The organism is Sorangium sp. So ce693 (assembly GCF_051521375.1).
In the GTDB taxonomy this organism is placed as follows: Bacteria; Myxococcota_A; Polyangia; order Polyangiales; family Polyangiaceae; genus Sorangium; species Sorangium atrum.
Genome location: NZ_CP150347.1, coordinates 4,505,679 through 4,524,484, shown reverse-complemented (window position 1 = coordinate 4,524,484; position 18,806 = coordinate 4,505,679). Strand labels below are relative to the sequence as shown.

Here is an 18,806-nt window from a genome sequence, read left to right as displayed (position 1 = left end):
CCGCTCGGACGCCGGCGGTCCGGGCGATTCAGGGGTCTCCGGACCTCCCTGTCCGGCCTCGACACCGCCGGCGCCCGTCCGCGTGGCCGGGGTGAGCTCGCCGTGAGATACGCTGGTTCTTGCGGGGATTTTCGGCGATCCCGGCCTCGCGGCTCGGGGCGCGGCAGCATCGCCGAGCTTGCGCACGGGATCGGGCGGCAGTTATAGTCGCCGCGCCTGGAGATTGTCGGGCTTCTGACGACGCTGAGAAAGGGACTTCGAGGATGCGTCATCTGCTGATGTTGGCGGCCGAGGGTGGTGGCGAAGGTGGGATGTGGGAGGCCATCAAACACAATCCGACCTTCCTGATCGCGAACCTGGTCGTCTCCGCGGTCGTGGTGACCATCATCATCGAACGAACCGCGTTCCAGCTCGGACGCTACCGCGTGAACTCCAAGGAGTTCTTCGCGCAGGTCAAGAAGCTGGTGGCGGCCGGCAACATCGACCGCGCCATCAAGCTCTGCGACGCGAGCGACTATCCGATCCTGCAGCTCGTCAAGGCCGGCCTGACCCACGCGAACAAGGGGGCCGACGAGATCGACGCCGCCCTCAGCGAGAAGCTGTCCGAGCTGAAGCCGGCCGTGGAGAAGCGCATCGGCGCCCTGTGGTCGCTCGCGAACATCGCGACGCTGATCGGCCTCATCGGGACGGTCTCCGGCCTGATCAACACGTTCGCCTCCATCGCCGCCCAGGGCCTCTCGCAGGCCGACAAGCAGCGGATGCTCTCGAACGGCATCGCGGAGGCCATGTACAACACGGCGTTCGGCCTCGCCATCGCGGTGGTGTGCATGATCGCGCACGTGCTCCTCCACACCCGCTCCAAGAACATCCAGCACGATCTCGAGTCGACGACGGAGCGCGTGTTCAACCTGCTCACGATCAGCAGCAAGCCTGGCTACTAGCCCATGGCGGACCCGCAAGACGTCCCGCTCAGCTCGGCGCAGCGATCGAAGATCCGGCGCCTGTCGCAGCCCAAGGAGCCCGAAGCCGGGGAGGAGGCCGGCGAGCTCAACGTCGTTCCGTACCTCGACATCATCACGAACATCCTCATCTTCGTGCTCGCCAGCGTGTCGGTGACATTCGTGTCGTCAATCGACACGACGCCGCCTTCCATCGGCGGGGGCAAGGTGCGCAGCGAGCTCTCCAGCAAGGCGTTGAACCTCTCCGCGTTCATCACCAGCCAGGGGATCTCGCTGAAGACGTCGAGCGGCAACATCGCGACCGGCTGCCAGGACGTGGGCGGCGGGGTCACGGTGCCGAAGGTGAACGATGGCTATGACTATCCCGCCCTCACGGCGTGCGCGAAGCGCCTCAAGAACGCCCGCTCCGAGTTCAAAGAGGAGACGCAGGTGACGATCACGGCGAACCCGGGCATCGACTACAAGACGATCATCGACGTGATGGATGCGCTGAGGAGCGACGACGGGGAGGTGCTGTTCCCGGAGGTCCACTTCGGGGTGGCCCGATGAGCGCCGAGCAGCGACCTGCCCCGCGGCCGAGGGCGAGCGTCGTCCGCTACAAAGCGGCCCTCCGGAAGGCGATCCGAAGGAACCGGCGGGAGCCCGAGATCGACTTCTTGAACATCACGGCGATGCTCGACCTGATGACGATCATCCTCGTCTTCTTGCTGAAGAGCGTTGGATCGTCGGCGGCATCCATCCCGCAGTCGAAGGATCTCACCCTGCCGAAGTCGGTGATGCAGGCCGAGCCCTCCCAGGAGGGTGTGGTCGTCATCGTCTCGAAGTCGCAGATCCTGGTCGGCGAGGATCCGACCCCGATCGTCATGCTGCCCAACCGCGAGCAGCTCGCGCAGTCGGGCGTCGACGCAAAGTACAAGCGCAGCGGGCCGAACGATCTCTACATCGTGCCGCTGGCGAACGCCCTGTCCCACGCGCGCGAGACGGACAAAGCCATTCGCGCGGCGAAGGGGCTCGATCCGTCGTCGTCGGAGGCGATCATCGTCGCCGACGCGACCACGCCGTACCGCCTCCTGATCGAGGTCCTGTTCACCCTGGGGCAGAGCGAGTTCGGCAAGTACCACCTGATGGTCCTGAGCGGCAGCCGCAAGCCGTAGCCATCCTTCCCCGCCCTGCGGTGCCCAAAGCCCCCCATGACGGCCACTCCGAACGCCGTCATGGATCCACCCGTGCTCCCATGAGGGAGGGGCGCGCTCCCCTGCGCACCCCCATGGAGCGGCCGGTGCTCCGCGACCGGCGCGCTCCCCCTGCGCGCCGTCGTTCGTTCAGTCCACCGCGAACAGCTCTTCCAGGTCGGCCTTGGTGAGCTTCTTCGCGCCGCCGGCGTCCTCGCTGAGGACGGACGCGACGAGCTGGCGCTTCTTGTCCTTGAGCAGCAGGATCTTCTCCTCGATCGTGCCCTCGGCGATGAGCCGATAGGCCGTCACCACCTTCGTCTGACCGATGCGGTGGGCGCGGTCCGTGGCCTGCTGCTCGACCGCCGGGTTCCACCACGGATCGAAGTGGATGACCGTGTCGGCCGCGGTGAGGTTCAGGCCGGTGCCGCCCGCCTTGAGGCTGATGAGGAAGACCGGCACGCTCGGATCGCTCTGGAAGCGCTCGACGCGCTCCGCCCGGTCCTTCGTGGAGCCGTCGAGGTACTCGTAGGCGACTCCATCCTCCTTCATCGCCTTCTCGATGAGCCTCAGCATCATCACGAACTGGCTGAAGACGAGGACCTTGTGCCCGCCCTCGACGGCGTTCGCGATGAGCTCCCGGACCGCGACGAGCTTGCCCGAGTCGTCGTCGCCGAACTCCCGCGGCAAGCCGAGCAGCCGCGGGTCGCAGGCCGCCTGCCGGAGGCGGGTGAGGCCGGCGAGGATCTGCAGCTGGCTCTTCGCGAGGCCGACGCGCTCGACCTCGCCGAGGACCTGCGCCCGCACCTCGCGCGCGACCTGCAGGTAGAGCGCCCGCTGCTCGCCCGTGAGATCGCAGATCTGATCCATCTCGATCTTCTCGGGAAGATCCTTAGCGACCTCCTGCTTCGTGCGGCGCAGGATGAACGGGTGGATGGCGGCGCGCAGGCGCTGCGCGGTCTTGTAGTCGCCCGCCTCGATCGGGCGCGAGAAGCGCGCCTCGAACTTGTCGAGCGAGCCGAGCAAGCCCGGCGAGACGTAGTCGAAGATGGACCAGATCTCCGAGAGCCGGTTCTCGATGGGCGTGCCCGTCAGCGCGAGCCGGCGCTTCGCGCGGAGCCGCTTGGCCGCCGCGGCGGTGGCGCTCATCGGGTTCTTGATGTGCTGCGCCTCGTCGAGGATGGCGTAGCTCAGGTCGAGCTGCGCGAGGAAATCCTCGTCGCGACGGAGGAGCGCGTAGCTGGTGATCACCACCTCCGCGGCCTTCACCTCGTCGATCTGGTCCTTGCGATCGGCGCCGTGCCAGAGGGCGACCGACAGCGAGGGCGCGAACCGGGCGAGCTCGCGCTCCCAGTTCGTGACGACGCTCGTCGGGGCGACGATCAGCGCGCGCATGTGCTTCTCCTCCTGCTTGACGGCGAGCAGGAGGGCGAGCGTCTGGACCGTCTTGCCGAGGCCCATGTCGTCGGCGAGCACGCCGCCCGAGCCGATGTCATGGATGAACTTGAGCCACGAGAGGCCCGCCTCCTGGTAGGGGCGGAGCGTCGCCTTCAGGTTCCTGGGCCGCTTGGTGCTGCCGATCTCGTCGATGTTGCTGAGCTTCTGGAACAGCTCGCGCGCGGACGCGGTCACGCTCGATCCGCTGGCGTGCTGGAGCAGCTCGTGCACCCGCCCGGCCTGCGCGAGCGGCAGCCGGCCGCTCTTGCCGGCCGCCATCATCAGCTCGACCTCGCGATCGAGCATCGCGCGCACGGCGTCGGGATCGAACGCGGCGAACGACCCGTCCTCGAGGCGGACGTAGCGCTTGCCCTCGGCGAGGCAGCGGCGCAGCTCGTCGCGATCGACGCCGACGCCCTCGCTCTCGAAGCTGAGCTTGACGTTCAGCCAGTCCATCCCCGAGGTGACCTTGGCGAACACGCCGATGGGCCTGCCGCGCACCTGCGTGTCGACGAGATCCTCGGGGACGAAGAGGTCCCAGTCGTCGGGGAGCTCGGCGAGCCCCTCGGTCCAGAAGGTGAGCGCCTGGTCGCCGTTCGCGATGAAGCCCTGGCCGGTCTCGTCCGGCTTGAGCCCGAGGGCGAGCAGCTTGCTCGCCGCCTCCTGCTGCGCGGCGATGTCCACGCGGATGCAGCGGGCGCGCTTCATCCCCTCCTCGGGCGGCTGAATGAGCACCGGGGGCGACATGCCGTCGGCGCGCACGGCGACCTCGGCGTCGCCGTAGGCGGCGGTCAGCGTGACGCGCGCCTCGATGAGCGAGCCGCCCGCGCGCATGCGGAACGTGGGCACGAGATCCACGACCTCGGCGATCTGGTTCAGGTCGGGCAGCTCCGCGCCGACCTCGAGCGCGATCTTGGGCAGCCCCTGCATGATGATGCGGGCCAGCTCGCTCATCGGCTCGCCGATGGTCGGCGAGCGGAGCAGGCGGCGCATCGCCGCGGGGGAGACGCGCTTGTCGATGCGGCGCGCGAGCCCCTCCTGCGTGTCGATGTGCCAGCCCGGCCAGCCCTCGAACCACCCGCCCTGGAGCAGCGAGAAGCGGCGCTTGTCGTTCCCCCGCTCGAAGCTCGTCTTCACGATGATGGTGTCGCCGCCGACGGTCTCGAGATCGAAGCGCGGCCGCAGGCTATCGTCGCCGAAGCGGAGCTGCATCAGCGCCGGCTCGAGCAGCACGCGCTGGCCCTCGAGCAGCGGGAGCAGCTCGGCCACGTCCTCGCCGCGGATATCGACGGCCGGGTGGCGCGGGTTGCCGCTCTCGAACCGGGCGAGCAGCCGGAGGGCGTCGCGATCCGGCGTCGGATAGAGCGCCTGCCAGGCGAGCGCCGCGGAGGGCAGCACCGGGACGCGCGCCTCGGCGTCGAGGACGGTGACGGTCAGCGCCCCCTGCCGCACGTGGAGGCGGAACTCCACGCGCCGTGCCCCGGTGACGCCCTCGGGCGGAAGCCAGGCGCCGATCCCGGTCTGCTTGGCCGTCGCGTCCAGGACCGGCGCCGCGAGGGCGACGGGTGAGCCCGGCGGCCCGTGGGTGCCGACGACGGTCGGGACGGGCGCCGCCGGCGTGATCGCCAGGCGGCCGCGGCGGTCGCGGCGGCGCACGCGCTTCAGGGCGTCGCCGCCGGCGTGGGCGGTCTGCGGGACGAGCGCCGGGATCGGCGGCTCGCGCCGCGGCTGCGCGCCGCGCGCCTGGTCGCGGATGCTGATGAGCAGCGCCGCGACGTGCTTGCAGTGCTGCCCAGCCTTCTGGAACGCAGGACAGGAACACTGCGACTGGATGCCATCGGGCGAGAGCTCGACCTTGACCGGATACGGCTCGGAGTCGGCGGCGCGGACGGTGCCGCTCGCCATCGTCTCGTTGATGGAGATGTCCTCGACGACGCGGCGGCGGAAGTACTCCAGCCCGCGGAGGAAGGTGCGGGCGCCAAGCAGCCTTCGCAGGCCACGATCGCTGAGGGTAGAGAGTGCGTCGGAGATCGGAGGCGGCACGTCGTGGGCTCGGGATACGGGTGCGGCGGCTATTCGCCGGGATGGGTCGGGTGAACGGGATCTCTTGGCAAATCCCGCTGGGTGAAGAACCGTCATCAGATGAAGAACGGCAAGAACACGATGGTCACGGCGGGGAGCATCTTGATGAGCACGTGGATCGCGGGACCGGCCACGTCCTTGAGCGGATCGCCGATCGTGTCGCCAACGACGGCGGCACCATAGGTGGGGTTGTCCGCCCGCGCCCCCGTCTCGTCGACAAGGTAGCGCCCACCGTGCGCGCCGGTCGCGATGTACTGCCTCGCATTGTCCCAGATCGCCCCGGTATTCCCCAAGAAGAGCGACCCGAGGACGCCTGCGACCGTCCCGGCCATGATCAGGGCCGCGACTGAATCGGCCGCGACCAGAGGATTATCTTCCGTCCTTGCAAAGCGCAAGGCAAGTCCCACGACGACGGGGACCGCCACGGAGACGAGGGCCGGCGCGATCATGTGGCGCAGCGCTGCCCGAGAGACCATCTCGACGCAGGGCTCGTGGTCGCCGACGAAACCCGGCGGGCGGGCGCGGGCCTGGCGCCTCACTTCGTCGAGGACACGTCGGCCAGCCTGGAGGACGTTGCGAATGCAGCGGCCGGCCAGCCAGAAGACAAGGAGGATCCCGACCAGGGCGCCGAGATAGACCTCGGGCCGGTCGAGGCGCAGGACCATCGCGGTCGTCTCGCCGCGGATCGGCGCGCTCGACGCCAGCGCGCGGCGCCGGGACTCATCGAGGTAGCCCGCGACGAGCAGCAGCGAGGCGAGCGCGGCCACCCCGGCCGTGTACGCCTTCGTGAGCGCCTTGGTCGTGTTCCCGACGGCATCGAGCACGAGGGTGCGGCCACGCACGTCCGGCCGCTCGCGGGCGACGGTCACGGCGACGATGCCGCCCGCGTTGTCCACGATGGGGCCGAACGCATCCATGGCGAGGACGTAGCCCGAGGTGCCGAGCATCCCCATCGTCGCGACCGCGGTGCCGAACAGGCCACCCCCGGCGAGCCCGGAGCGGGCGCCGAGCAGGTAGGAGCCGAAGGTGGCGCCGACGACGACCAGGAGCGGGAGCACCGAGCTCTCGAGGCCGATGGCGAGCCCGCGCAGCACCGCCATCGCGGAGCCGCTGCGCGCCGCCTCGGCGAGCTCGCGCACCGGGCGGTGCCGCTGCTCGGTGTAGTACTGCGTGACGTGCAGCACGCCGATGCCGGCGACGATGCCGATCACGCCGCACGCGAAGAAGACGACCCAGTGGGCGTCGAGCAGCCACTTGGCGGCCCCGGCGATGCCGACGGCGTGGAGGGTGGCCGTGACGTAGAGACCCCGCACGAGGGCGTTGAAGGCGTCCTCCCGGTCGTCGGTCTTGACCACCATGACGCCGAAGAGCGTCGCGATGAGGCCGAACGCGCGGCTGACGAGCGGGAAGAGCACGACGGCGAGGGCGCTCGGGAGCCCGGCGTTGTTGCGGAAGAGCATCGCGCCGACCACCATGGCGCCCGCGTTCTCGGCGACGGTCGAGGCGAAGACGCCGGCCGCGCGCCCGGCGCAGTCGCCGACCGTATCGCCCGCCAGGTCGACGATCGTGGCCGGGTTCTGGAGGTCGTCCTCGTCGAGCCCGACCTCCGCGCCGGCGAGGTCCGCGCCGAGGTCGGCCGCCTTGGAGAAGGTGCCGCCGCCGAGCTGCGCCATCAGGGCGGCGAAGGAGGCGCCGAGCGGGTAACCGGCGATGACCCAGGGGATGGTCGGGGCGAGCGCGAGCGCCTCGGCCGGCTCGGCGCCGAAGCCGCCACGGAACGCGAGGACCGCGGCGAACAGGCCGCCGAGGCCGAGCAGGCTCATGCTCGCGACGAAGAGCCCCGAAACGGCGCCGCCGCGGAGGGCGATCTGCAGCGCGAGATCGAGCGAGCGGCGGGCGCCGCTCGCGGCGCGCACGCTGGTGCGGGGCGCGATCCAGGCGGCGACGCGGCCGGTCGCGACCGCGCTGGCGGCCCCGACCGCGAACGAGAGCGTCAGCCAGACACCGAGCTCCAGCGCTGGCACCGGGTTGTTCTCCCCGGCGCGCCGGAGGAGGCCGTAAGCGAGGAAGATGGCGCCGCCGAGCATCGCCGAGACCGCGCCGATCACGCTGCTCTGGCGGCGAAAGTACGCCTCCGCGACCCCCTGGATGATCGCGGCGACGCGCTGCATCTCGGGCTCGACCGCGGGGCGTGCGACGACCCAGCGAGCGAGGTAAGCCGCAAAGGCGAGCCCGAGCAGGCCGCCGCTGAGGGTGAGCGCAAGCTCCGTCATGACGGGCGGACCGGGCGCGCACCGTGGACGCGCTACCTCGGCCGGTGAGGGATGATGCGGGTGGTTGCCGCGGTATCGACAAACGCGCCGCAGGAACCCGCGCTGCAGCGGCGCACGCCTTCCCTACTCCGGCCAGGAGGGCCGTGCAAGCGAAGAAGACGCGCGCGGCCGGGTCATTTCAGGTCCTTCGCGTCGCGCCCGACGACGTGGTCCAGCCGGGTCTTGGCGACGAGCGCGCCGACGCGCGCGTTGAGCTGCTGGAGCCGCGCGCGCGTCACCTCGCCCTCGGCGTCGACCACGTCGACGCTCGTGGCCCGTCCTGCCCGGAACAGCTCGGACCTGACGCGCATCGACTCCGCGGCCGCCGCGAGCTGGCGCTCTGAAGACTCGATGCTGCTCGAAGCCTTGCTCAGCTCCGCATACGCCGAGGCCACCTCGAGGCGGAGGGCGTCGCGCAGCGCGGCCTTCTGCTCCGCGATCTGCGTGGTGCGGGCGTTCGCCTCGGCGGAGGCGCCCGCGGTGGTGAAGATGTCGTTGACGACCCACGTGGCGCGGACGCCGGCGGACCATGTCATGGCGAACTTGTCCTGCGTCGGGAAGATGCGCTGGTTGGGGTTCGCGTAGGTGAGATCGGCGAACCCGTCCACGCGCGGGAAGTAGCCGGCCCTCGCGACCGCCTCGGCCTTCTCGAGCGAGTACTGCGTCTCGTCGAGCGCGCGGATCTCGAGGCGCCTCTGAAGCGCCTCCTGCACCAGCGCCGGGAGCGCCTCGGCGGGCGGCTTCGCAGGCGCGCTGCCCATCACGTCGATCCCCAGCGTGAGCGGCCTTTCCTGCCCGGCGCCGAGCGCGATCCGGATCTGGTCATCCGCGACCAGGAGCGCGGCTTGAGCCTCGTTGAGCACCTGCTCCGCGCCGGCCACCTGGGCCTCGAGCCGGAGCACGTCGGCGCGCGAGAGCAGGCCCACCTCGAAGGTGCGGCGCGCGTCCTCGACGTGCGCCCTCGCCTGAGACACCGCCTCACCTGCCACGACGACCTGCCCCTTCACGCGGACCCAGTTGAAGAAGGTGACCTTCGCGTCGGCCGCGGCCTGCAGCGTCTCCGCCTGGAGCTCGAGCTTCTTCGCGCTCTCCGCGTGGGACGCGGCGGCGTATCCCTGCGAGATGCGGAACACGTAGTCCGAGATGGGGACGGCGAGATTCGCCGTGAGCGAAATGCTGTTGAGAGGCGCCGGAAAGGACAGCGAGGCGGCCCCCACCGGCCGCCCCGCGCTGTCGACGACGCACTGGCCTTGCACGTCGGGCGGACATGGACCGACCTTGATCAACCCTTCGCTGCTCGCGCCGACGATGCCACCGCCTCCGAGCCCCGCGCTCTCGACCTCGGAGAGGCGCGTGTAGGTCGCCGTCGCAGTCAGCCGGGGAAAGAAATTGACCATGGCCTGGTCGACCTTCGCCGACGCCGCGCGGAGATCGGCCTGCTTGGCGCGGAGCGACGCGCGCGTCTGCAGCGCAGCCTTCGCGACATCGTCCGGCGTCAGCCCTCCCGGCTGCGGCGCGAGGGCCGTGGCGAGCGGATCGGCCTTCGGCGCCGCCGGCCGGGCCGCAGCGACGGCAGGCTGCGGTTGGCCCGCGGGAGGAGGCGCAGGGGCGGGCGGCGGGGTGACCGGCTGCGGTGCCGCCGGTCGGGGAGCGGCCGGCTGCCCCGCAGCCGGTGAGGCGATGAGCCCGAGGGCGAGCAGCCCGGCGAGCGTCGAAGCCAGCGAGATGCTGCGTCGAGACGAGGGTGCGGTGCTTTTCATGACCGGTGGGTCACTTATGGGCGGCGAGAGCACCCGTCAAGTCACAGGCGATCCCACGCATCGCGTCTCGGCGATCGCTCGCCTCGCCGTCTGGCGAAGGTGACCGGGCAGCCCGCGCTCTCGGCGCACGGCGTGCTTGCGCCCCGGGCCCGCGTGATGCCGTGACCGCGCCGCGCACCGTCCTGGGCCGCGCCGGACACGATGGTCTGGCGCGCTCGTCATGCCGTGCCGCAATGGGCCACGACAGCAGGGACGTCATCGCCGATGCGCAGCACGGGACCCTCGCCAGACGCGCCATCCAACCCCGTTCACGCGCGTTATGGACGGCAGGAATACGTCGCTCTCTCCGCGGCAACACGTATTGCCGCGCGCGATCGGATGGAAGAACATCGAATGAAGTGGCCGCCATCTTGCTTGGCGGCGGACCGGAGGCCCTCATGCATAGACTGCTTGCGTCGCGCCGCAGCTTCTCCCCGTTCCTCGCCATCCTTGTGATCGGATCATCCTTTGCCGCCTGCGCTCCGTGGGAGCTCGGTGAGGACGACACCCCCGACATCGGTGATCCCGGGAGCGTCGCGGTCGCGGCGGAGCCGCCGCCCGCCATCAGCGGCGGAACGCTCGCCGTGAGCAAGAGCGCCCTCCGGGCGGTGGCCGCGGATCCGGATCGCGACCGGGTGTGGATCGTCGATCTCCAGGCGCAGAAGCTGACCGCGGAGATCGCCCTGCAGAAGGGCGACGAGCCGGGCAGGGTCGTCGAGGACGACGCGGGTCGCTTCCACGTCGCGCTCCGCCGCGGCGGCGCGATCGTGACCGTCGACGCGGACAGCGGGACGATCGTCGACAGGCGCGACGTGTGCCCGGCCCCGCGGGGGATCGCCTACGATGCGCAGACCGACGAGCTCCACGTCGCCTGCGTCGGCGGCGAGCTCGTCACGCTCCCGGCCGGTCCCGGAGCGGCGACACGCCGCCTGAAGCTCGATCGCGATCTGCGCGACGTGGTCGTGGACGGGGATCGCCTCCTGGTCAGCAAGTTCCGGTCTGCCGAGCTGCTCACCATCGGAGCGGACGGCGCCGTCATGGAGCAAAAGAAGCTACCGAAGTTCAACCTGTTCGGGCAGGAGTTCGCGCCGACCGTCGCCTGGCGGACGATCAAGCTGCCGACAGGCGGTGTCGCGATGGTCCACCAGCGCGCCTTGATCGCGCCGGTCGAGATCGTGGAGGGGGGCTACAGCTCCGGCGGATGCGATGGGAGCGTCGTCCACAGCACGGTCTCGGAGGTCGGGACGCCCGACTCCGACGGCCAGCCGAACCTGGCCGCTGCCCTCCCCTCCGCCACCCTGCCGGTCGATGTCGCGGTGTCCGATGACGGCCTCTCTTATGCGGTCGTCGCGGCCGGCAGGAGCGAGATCCTCGTGACCAGCAGCGCGAACTTGAACGTGGCGAAGGGTGCCCCCGAAGGGACCTGCATCGAGGCGGAGCAGCGCGTCGCCGTGGAAGGCGAGCCCACGGCCGTCGCGTTCGCTGGCAGCTCCGTGGTGGTCCAGACCCGTGAACCGGCGGGCCTCCAGATCCTCGGGGAAATCAACGCCACCGGCAACCGCGTCACCCAGGTCATCACGCTCCCCGGGGAGAGCCGGAAGGATACCGGCCACGAGATGTTCCACCGGAACGCGTCCGGACCGATGGCCTGCGCGTCGTGCCATCCCGAGGGAGGCGAGGACAGCCATACCTGGGTCTTCAACCCCATCGGCCCGCGGCGCACCCAGTTCGTCAGCGGCGGCATCCTCAACACCGCGCCGTTCCACTGGGACGGCGATATGTCCGGTATCGAAGCCATCATGGACGAGGTCTTCGAGCGCCGCATGGGCGGCATGCACCAGGGACCGCGCCGGGTGAAGGTCTTCGCGCGGTGGATCGACAGCCTGCCCGCTCCGCCGGTGTCGTCGGCGCCCGACGCGGAGGCCGTCGCGCGCGGCGACGCGCTCTTCCACGACAAGGCCGTCGACTGCGCGAGCTGCCACGCGGGCGCTCAGCTCACGAGCAACGAGTCGTTCGACGTCGGCACGGGAAAGCCCTTCCAGGTGCCGTCGCTGGTCCGCATCGGCGCGCGCGCGCCGTTCATGCACGACGGGTGCGCGCCGACGCTGAAGGACCGGTTCACCAACCCCGCCTGCGGCGGCGGCGACCGGCACGGCAAGACGTCCCACCTCTCGGACGCCCAGCTCGACGATCTGGTCGCCTACCTCGAGACCCTCTGACCCTCTTCCGGCGGGATTTTCGGCTGGTGAGCCCGCCTGATCGCGCCGCATCACCGCGAATGATGTAACGAGCGCCGAGCCGCGATATGCTGGCGCGGCGTGAACGTCGCCGAAAAAGTCGCCACCCTCGAAGGGCTCCTCCACCGGGTGCAGCGGAACGCCGCTGCGCCTCGTACTCGGGCGCAGCTCGCGGCCTCCGCCGAGCTCGTCCCGCATCGCGGCGAGGCGCCCGGCGCCATCGCCAACGACACGGCGGGCGCGGCCTCGCCCGACCCCAGGTTCAGCTCGACGGAAACGTCGCCGGCGAACGAAGCACGGACGGCGGCGGCCAGCGCGGTCGCAGCGAGCGGACCGTCTGCGCCGCGCTCCCTCGAGCCCGTCCTCGACGACGTCGGTGGCATCGACGCCTTCACCCCTGCGGCCGATGCGCGCCAGATCGCCGCGCAGGCGCCGCAGACCGCGGCGGCCAGCGCCGCGAAGCAGCCCGCAGCGGCCGCGAAGGCGCCGCAGCAATCTCCGGCGAAGACGCCGCCACAGCCGCCGGTGAAGGCGCCCGCAGGGGCCACGCCCGCGGCGAGCGGGGTCAAGGCGGGGGCCGTCAAGCCGGCCGCGGCGACGCCGGCGCGCAACCCTGCGCCGCCTCCCAGCTCACCCGGGAAGCCGGTCGCGAGGCCCGCCGCATCGCTCGATCTCCCGCGAGCTGACGCGGGTCCCCCCGCCGGCGCTCAGGAGACCTACCGCCCGCCCGCGGAGGCCGCCGAGCTGAAGCCGAGAGAGGCAGCCAGAACAGCGGCCAAGGTCACGGCGCCCGCTGCCAGGTCAGGTGCCCAGGCCAAGGATGCGCCCGCTGCAGCGGTGCCCCCGGCCCGGGGCTCCAGCCCGCGCGCAGAGACGAAGCCGTTCTTCCCTCACGAGGACGTCGCTGCGCGGCCCAAGGTGGCGGAGAGCGACAGCGAGCTCTCGTTCGCAGGGCTCCTCCCCGACGAGCCGGAACCCGGCCAGAGGCCCGCAGCAGCGCTGAAGCTCCCGGCCGAGCGAAGGCCGACGCCGGATGCCGAGGCGCGCGCGGAGCGCAGATCCCTGCCCGACCGCGCGGAGGCGCACGCCACGACCGCGTCGCGCGCCGCGGACGACGCCCCGACGCTCGAGGCGGTCACCGCCCGCGCGCCGTCGTCCTCCGGGGAGCCGGTCACCCCGAAGGCGCCCGATCAGATCGCCGTCGCCACCCGGCGCGCGATGGGGGAGCCTGCCAGCGAGCAAGAGTTCAGCCGCGAGATGGTCGACGATGAGCCGACCGTGATCCGCGGCATGCTCGAGGACGAGCCCACCGTCATTCGTTCCCGCCCCGAGGGCCTCGAAGACGAGGAAACCGCGGTCCGCTCCGCGCGATCCGAAGCCCAGGCCATCGCGCGCTCGGTCGCGGAAGAGACCGGCGCTGCGTCGCCCGGAACGCTGTCCAGAGACGCCAGCGACGAAGCGGATCGCAGGTCCAGGCCGAAGGCGGCCGACCGCGACCTTCTCCCGAAGGTCATCACCAAGGATCCGCCCCTCCCGGCCGACAAGGACGTGAAGCCTTCCGACCACGTCACGACGCGGCCGACCGCGGACGCCGGCATCACCGTGCGCCCGCCGCCGCGCCCGCGCTCTCCCGTGGGCCTCGTGATCGCAGCCGTGGCGCTCCTCGTGGGCGGCGCAGCGGTCGCGTACAAGCTCGGCGTGTTCGGCTCCGAGCCCGCTCCCCTCCCCAACGTCGCCCCCGACACCACGTCTCCCGGAGCGACCCAGAGCGCAACCGAGCAGCCGCCGACCACCGCGCCGACGCCGACCGCTGCGCCCACCGAGACGGCGCCCGCTGCACCGTCCGCGGTCGAGACCGCGGCGCCGGCGGCGAGCGCTGCGCCCGAGGCGAGCGCTGCCCCCGAAGCGAGCGCCGCGCCCGAAGCGAGCGCTGCGCCGGCCGCAGGCAAAGCCGAGGATCTGCCGTCAAACCGGGGCCACCTGACGGTCAACTCGCCAGAGCGAGCGTCGGTGTATGTGAACGGCTCGCTCGCCGGAAGCACCGGAGAGACGCTCGATGTGCCTTGCGGAACGCGTTACGTGCGGCTCGGTAAGCTGACGACGGAGAAGACGTCGACCCCGGCATGGCTCTCCGCCGGTCAGGCGGTCATCGTCGGTTGTCGCAAGCAGACGGTCGTGTCGATCACGCCCTCCGCGGCGAGCCCGGCGCCCGACCGGCCCACGAAGCGGAAAGGCAGCGCCGCCGGCACCGCCACCCCGGACGGTGAGGGCGCTGCGCCCGCTCCCGCCGAGGAGACTGCACCGACGCCTGATCCGGCTCCGTAGAAACCCGCGCCCCTGGCCCGTCCGGTCGGGGCCTGCTCCCTCGGGGTCACCGCATGCCCCATGCAGAGGGACAGGAGCGCGGTGCTAGGCTCCGCGCCCCATGAATTCCGAGACGACTCCCCTTCCCCACGACGCCGGCGCCGCAGCTGGCGACGCATCGTCGTCAGCGTCCGTCAGGGTGGCGAGCTCCGGTCCCTTCCCTCTGCGCAGCCCGGCAGGGGGAGCGCCGCTCGACGACGTGGCGGAGACAGAGCTCGGCGCCCTCGCGACGATCGTCGCCAGAGCGCGGGCGGCGCAGGTCGCCTGGGCCGAGGTCCCGATCAGGGAGCGCGCCGAGCTCGTCGCGCGCGTCAAGAAGCGCCTGCTCGCGCGGGCCGAGGAGATCGCGACGCTCGTGCACCGCGAGTGCGGCAAGCCGATCGAGGAGGCCGCGCTCGCTGAAGTGCTCCCGAACGCGGATCTCATCGACTACTGGACCCGATCCATCGAGGAGCTCCTCGACGACTCCCCCGTCGCGCTCGACCCGCTCGCCTACCCCGGCAAGGTCGGGCGCATCCAGAGGGATCCTCGCGGCGTCGTCGCGCTCATCACGCCCTGGAACTACCCTGTCGCGATCCCGCTGCGCACGATCGTGCCGGCGCTGCTCGCGGGCAACGCCGTGGTCTTCAAGCCGAGCGAGGTCACGCCGCGCTCCGGCGCGCTCGTCACCTCGCTGTTCGACGGGCTGCTCCCGGACGGCGTCCTCGCCGTCGCGCAGGGCGGCAGCGACCTCGGCGCCGCGCTCGTCGGGGCTGGCGTCGATCTCGTCGTCTTCACCGGCAGCGTCGCCACTGGCAAGAAGATCGCCGTCGCGTGCGCCGAGCGCCTCATCCCGACGTCGCTGGAGCTCGGCGGGAAGGACAGCGCCATCGTGCTCGGCGACTGCGATCTGGAGCGCGCCGCGCGCGGCGTCCTCTGGGGCGCCTTCACGAACGCCGGACAGAACTGCGCCTCCATCGAGCGCGTCTACGTGGAGCAGGCGATCGCGGGCCGCTTCATCGGGCGCGTCGTCGAGCTCACGGGGCAGCTCCGGGCCGGCGTCGACGTCGGCGTGATGACGACGGCGAGGCAGGCGGAGCTCGTGCGGCATCAGCTGGAGGCGGCCGTCGAGGGCGGGGCGGAGATCCTCGCAGGCGGCGCGCCGGAAGAGGGCTCGCTCGCCTTCCCGCCGACGGTCCTCAAGGTGGAGCGCGAGGACACGCCGCTGCTCCGGGAGGAGACCTTCGGCCCCGTTCTTCCCGTCATCGTGGTGAAGGACGCCGAGGAGGCGATCGCGCGCACCAACGCGTCCCGCTTCGCGCTCACGACCAGCCTCTGGACCCGCGGCTACGAGCGGGCCCACGCGCTCGCGCGACGGCTGCGCTCCGGCGTGGTGACGATCAACAACCACGGCTTCACGGGCGCGCTCCCGGCTGCGCCGTGGACGGGGGCGGGAGACAGCGGCTACGGCGTCACGAGCAGCCCACACGCGCTCGCGGAGCTGACGCGGCCGCGCTTCTTGCTCGAGGACCGCAGCAGGGCGAAGAGCGAGCTGTGGTGGTACCCTTATACGCCCGCGCTCCGGACCGTCGCCTTCGCGATGGCGCGCGCGCGAGGTGGAGCCGCATGGTTCGGCCGCATCAGCGCCCTCGTCGAGCTCGTCGCCGCGCTCGCGAGGCGCTTGCTCGGCCGCTGATCCAGAGACCCATCGAGCGAACCCATGCGCCCTCTGATCCTCCTCTCCAACGATGACGGCTACTCGGCCCCGGGCCTGATCGCGGTGCGGGACGAGCTCGCCCGGCACGCCGACGTGGTGGTGTGCGCCCCCGCGGTCAACCAGAGCGCGACGAGCCACTCCCTGAGCCTGCACCGCGTCCTCCGGCTCCTGGAGGCTGCGCCTGGCGTGTTCGCGGTCGACGGGACGCCCGCCGACTGCATCTACGTCGCCCTTCACGCCGGCGCGCGCGTGCTGCCGCGGCGCCCCGATCTGGTCGTGTCGGGCATGAACCACGGGCTCAACCTGGGCGCCGACATCTTCTACTCGGGCACCGTGGCCGCCGCGCGAGAAGGAGCGCTCCGCGGCGTCCCGTCGATCGCGCTCTCCGCCGATGCAGGCGCGTCGCTCCCGGCCGCCGCGGCGCTCGGCGTCAAGCTCGCCCTCGCCCTCCACCGCGCCGCCGGGCAGGAGGGGCGCCGGCCAGCGCCGCTGCTCAATGTCAACATCCCTGCGGGCAGCAGCTGGCCCGTGCGAGCCACGCGCATCGGCGCGCGCTTGTACACAGAAGAGGTGATCTTTCGCCGGGATCCGCGCGGGCACGAGTACCTCTGGATCGGCGGCGCGGGCGTACGCCACGACCTCGTCCCCGGCTCGGACACCGAGGCCTACGACGAAGGGGCCGTCAGCGTCACGCCGCTGACGCTCGACCTCTTCGCCGCGCAGCACGAGGGCATCGCAGGCCTCCTCGCCGCGGAGCTCAACGACGGCCACGTCGCCTGACGTAGCTCGCATCGCGACGCGTGGAGCGCTTTCCGGCTCGAATGCGCTCGCCTAGGCTCGCGTCATGTTCAATCACGACGCCCTGCCCTCCGAGCATGCGCTCCGTTACCTCAAGGCGCACCTCCGGAACGTCCCGGATTTTCCGAAGCCCGGGATCCTCTTCAAGGACATCACGCCGCTCCTCGCGGATCCGCGGGCGCTCCACATCACGCTGGATCTCCTGGCCCAGCGCTTCGTCGGCGAGCACGTCGACGTCGTGGTCGGCGTCGAGTCGCGGGGCTTCATCTTCGGCGGCGCGCTGTCGGCCCGGCTCAACGCCGGCTTCGTGCCCGTGCGCAAGCCCGGCAAGCTCCCGGCCGCGACCGATCGCGTGGCGTACGCGCTCGAGTACGGCACGGCAGAGCTCGAGATGCACAAGGGCTCGATCAGGCCGGGGGCCAGGGTCCTCATCGTGGACGACCTGCTCGCGACCGGCGGCACGGCCTCGGCCGCGGCGGAGCTCGCGCGCAAGCAGGGCGGCGAGGTCGCCGGCTTCGCCTTCGTCGTCGAGCTCGATTTCCTCGGCGGTCGGGCGCTCCTCACGGAGCGCGCCGGCGACGCGGCGCCGGTCTTCTCGATCGTTCACTTCGCCGCGGGCGAGTGAGCGTTCACTCCTGGCCCACGCCGACCTGCAGCTTGCGCGCGACGGTGCGGCTCGCGGTCGTCGCCCGGGTCGGCCCGCCGACGGGGAACGTGATGACGACAGCGCCCGTGCCGCCCTTCGTGATGCCCCCGCCGTGCGCCCCCACCAGCTTGCCAAGGCTCGCCGCGTCGAGCGAGGCGCCGGCGCCGCGCAAGGCGTCGATCGGCCCCACCCCTGGCAGCGCGGCGAGCGCCCCTCGATCGACCGCCGACATCTCGGCGAAGAGGCCGGACGCATAGACGAGCGCCGTCGCCGCCGCGGCCGGATCCGAGCCGCGGAACCAGGCGCCTGCGTCGTGGTAGGGCAGGTGCGCGCAGCGCGCGTACAGGGCGCCCAGCGCCGCGGCGGACGCGTCGGCCATGCGATCGCCGAGCGCGACGAAGCGCGCCCGGTGCGCGGGATCGAAGTATGCCCGCGCGTATCCGCCGGAGAAGCGCGCGGTGATCGCGCGCCACGACGGCGAGCGCTTCGCCTCCTCCGCGTCGAACCCGGGGACGATCTCCACGACCCCGTCGGTGATCGCGGCAAGATCGGCGTCGGCGCCCGCCGTCAGCTTGCCTTGCGCGATGAGCGCGCCCAGCCCCACGGACTCGGCGGTCAGGGCTGGAGGTTCCCCGGCGCCGGCGGCGACCTCCGCTGCGGCGGCGCCGCGCGGCATCGCGAGCCAGAGCTCGGCGGCCCAGCCCGCGAGCTCGAAGGGCCCCATGGAAGCGCCGGCGTAGATCCGCTTGCGCGCGGCCTCGCACGTGCGCGCGTTCCGCGCCGCATCCTCGCCGGCGGTCGTCTCCGGCTCTGTGGGCGAGGCAGCCGGGGCCTCGCGCGATCGGAACATGCGCGACGCGAAGAGCGCGCCGACCACCACGAGCGCGATCACGCCGATGGGGATCACGAGGTGCCGCGCTGGCCGGACCCGGGCGGCCGGCGCTGGCGGCGCGAGCGAGCTCACCGCGCGGTGCGCCTGAGCGAGCCGCCGCGCGATGTCGGACGCCTTACGCGTGCGCAGCTCTTGCGGCAGAAGCGGCCACTGCTCGACCAGCTGCTCCAGATCGATGGCCACGGGCGCACCGCGCCCACGCAGCGCGATCTGGCGCCCCTGCACGCTCACCGAGCCTGATGTTCCAAACAGGCCCAGGGCCTCCTGTACAGCCGCCTCGATCTCCCGCGCGCTGGGGTCGTCCACGCTCGCAGGGTAGCCGGATTTGCGGCCGGCATGCCGCCGCTTCTTCACGCCGCCCGGCTGCCGTGGCCGCAGGCGCGGGCGGCGACGGAAATGCCGCGGAGGGCCG

Annotated in this window: 11 protein-coding genes and 1 pseudogene; 8 read left to right on the top strand and 4 right to left on the bottom strand. The window is 71.7% G+C overall.

Annotation, left to right across the window (positions count from 1 at the left end; translation table 11 throughout):
• The first annotated feature begins 278 nt into the window (after positions 1 to 278).
• From WMF14_RS17110 to WMF14_RS17100, 3 genes are read left to right on the top strand one after another with little or no spacing between them, the layout of a single operon-like run.
• Positions 279 to 941, top strand: coding sequence for a MotA/TolQ/ExbB proton channel family protein (locus WMF14_RS17110; protein ID WP_272098212.1), 663 nt, complete (start codon positions 279 to 281; stop codon positions 939 to 941).
• Positions 942 to 944: 3 nt separating this feature from the next.
• Entirely contained in the window at positions 945 to 1,508 is a 564-nt protein-coding gene (locus tag WMF14_RS17105; RefSeq protein WP_272098211.1) for an ExbD/TolR family protein, read from the top strand.
• Positions 1,505 to 2,113 carry an ExbD/TolR family protein gene (locus tag WMF14_RS17100; RefSeq protein ID WP_272098210.1) on the top strand — a complete coding sequence of 203 codons (609 nt, stop codon included), beginning with the start codon at positions 1,505 to 1,507 and terminating at the stop codon, positions 2,111 to 2,113. The genes WMF14_RS17105 and WMF14_RS17100 overlap by 4 nt, the downstream gene beginning before the upstream one ends.
• A gap of 168 nt (positions 2,114 to 2,281) precedes the next feature.
• Here the strand turns inward: WMF14_RS17100 and WMF14_RS17095 are convergent, their stop codons facing one another.
• The 3 genes from WMF14_RS17095 to WMF14_RS17085 all read right to left on the bottom strand — a co-directional run bounded on the left by WMF14_RS17095 (position 2,282) and on the right by WMF14_RS17085 (position 9,722).
• Positions 2,282 to 5,611, bottom strand: coding sequence for a DEAD/DEAH box helicase (locus tag WMF14_RS17095; protein WP_272098209.1), 3,330 nt, complete (start codon positions 5,609 to 5,611; stop codon positions 2,282 to 2,284).
• Positions 5,612 to 5,706: 95 nt separating this feature from the next.
• Positions 5,707 to 7,923, bottom strand: coding sequence for a sodium-translocating pyrophosphatase (locus WMF14_RS17090; RefSeq protein WP_437802212.1), 2,217 nt, complete (start codon positions 7,921 to 7,923; stop codon positions 5,707 to 5,709).
• Positions 7,924 to 8,096: 173 nt separating this feature from the next.
• The gene (locus tag WMF14_RS17085) at positions 8,097 to 9,722 is read right to left on the bottom strand and encodes a TolC family protein (RefSeq protein ID WP_437802210.1); all 1,626 of its coding nucleotides are present in this window, start codon (positions 9,720 to 9,722) and stop codon (positions 8,097 to 8,099) included.
• A gap of 437 nt (positions 9,723 to 10,159) precedes the next feature.
• On the opposite strand from WMF14_RS17085, the gene WMF14_RS17080 reads away from it, so the two are divergent.
• The 5 genes and pseudogenes from WMF14_RS17080 (at position 10,160) to WMF14_RS17060 (ending at position 17,481) form a co-directional block, all read left to right on the top strand.
• The gene (locus WMF14_RS17080; protein ID WP_272098206.1) at positions 10,160 to 11,980 is read left to right on the top strand and encodes a c-type cytochrome; all 1,821 of its coding nucleotides are present in this window, start codon (positions 10,160 to 10,162) and stop codon (positions 11,978 to 11,980) included.
• A 99-nt stretch (positions 11,981 to 12,079) separates the two neighbouring features.
• Complete coding sequence (locus WMF14_RS17075; RefSeq protein WP_437802208.1) at positions 12,080 to 14,323, top strand: hypothetical protein; 2,244 nt, start codon at positions 12,080 to 12,082, stop codon at positions 14,321 to 14,323.
• Between the two features lie 100 nt (positions 14,324 to 14,423).
• Positions 14,424 to 16,037 carry an aldehyde dehydrogenase family protein gene (locus tag WMF14_RS17070; protein ID WP_437802206.1) on the top strand — a complete coding sequence of 538 codons (1,614 nt, stop codon included), beginning with the start codon at positions 14,424 to 14,426 and terminating at the stop codon, positions 16,035 to 16,037.
• A gap of 24 nt (positions 16,038 to 16,061) precedes the next feature.
• A complete protein-coding gene (gene surE / locus WMF14_RS17065) occupies positions 16,062 to 16,838 on the top strand; it encodes a 5'/3'-nucleotidase SurE (protein ID WP_437329745.1) in 777 nt (258 codons plus the stop codon).
• Positions 16,839 to 16,879: 41 nt separating this feature from the next.
• Positions 16,880 to 17,481, top strand: a pseudogene (locus WMF14_RS17060) (adenine phosphoribosyltransferase).
• A gap of 4 nt (positions 17,482 to 17,485) precedes the next feature.
• On the opposite strand, the gene WMF14_RS17055 reads toward WMF14_RS17060, so the two are convergent.
• Positions 17,486 to 18,700, bottom strand: coding sequence for a hypothetical protein (locus tag WMF14_RS17055; RefSeq protein WP_437802204.1), 1,215 nt, complete (start codon positions 18,698 to 18,700; stop codon positions 17,486 to 17,488).
• Positions 18,701 to 18,806 lie beyond the last annotated feature (106 nt).

Coding starts and splice junctions, on each gene's coding strand:
- WMF14_RS17110 (WP_272098212.1), top strand. CDS start 279: ATGTTGGCGGCCGAGGGTGGTGGCGAAGGTGGGATGTGGGAGGCCATC.
- WMF14_RS17105 (WP_272098211.1), top strand. CDS start 945: ATGGCGGACCCGCAAGACGTCCCGCTCAGCTCGGCGCAGCGATCGAAG.
- WMF14_RS17100 (WP_272098210.1), top strand. CDS start 1,505: ATGAGCGCCGAGCAGCGACCTGCCCCGCGGCCGAGGGCGAGCGTCGTC.
- WMF14_RS17090 (WP_437802212.1), bottom strand. CDS start 7,923: ATGACGGAGCTTGCGCTCACCCTCAGCGGCGGCCTGCTCGGGCTCGCC.
- WMF14_RS17085 (WP_437802210.1), bottom strand. CDS start 9,722: ATGAAAAGCACCGCACCCTCGTCTCGACGCAGCATCTCGCTGGCTTCG.
- WMF14_RS17080 (WP_272098206.1), top strand. CDS start 10,160: ATGCATAGACTGCTTGCGTCGCGCCGCAGCTTCTCCCCGTTCCTCGCC.
- WMF14_RS17070 (WP_437802206.1), top strand. CDS start 14,424: ATGAATTCCGAGACGACTCCCCTTCCCCACGACGCCGGCGCCGCAGCT.
- surE (WP_437329745.1), top strand. CDS start 16,062: ATGCGCCCTCTGATCCTCCTCTCCAACGATGACGGCTACTCGGCCCCG.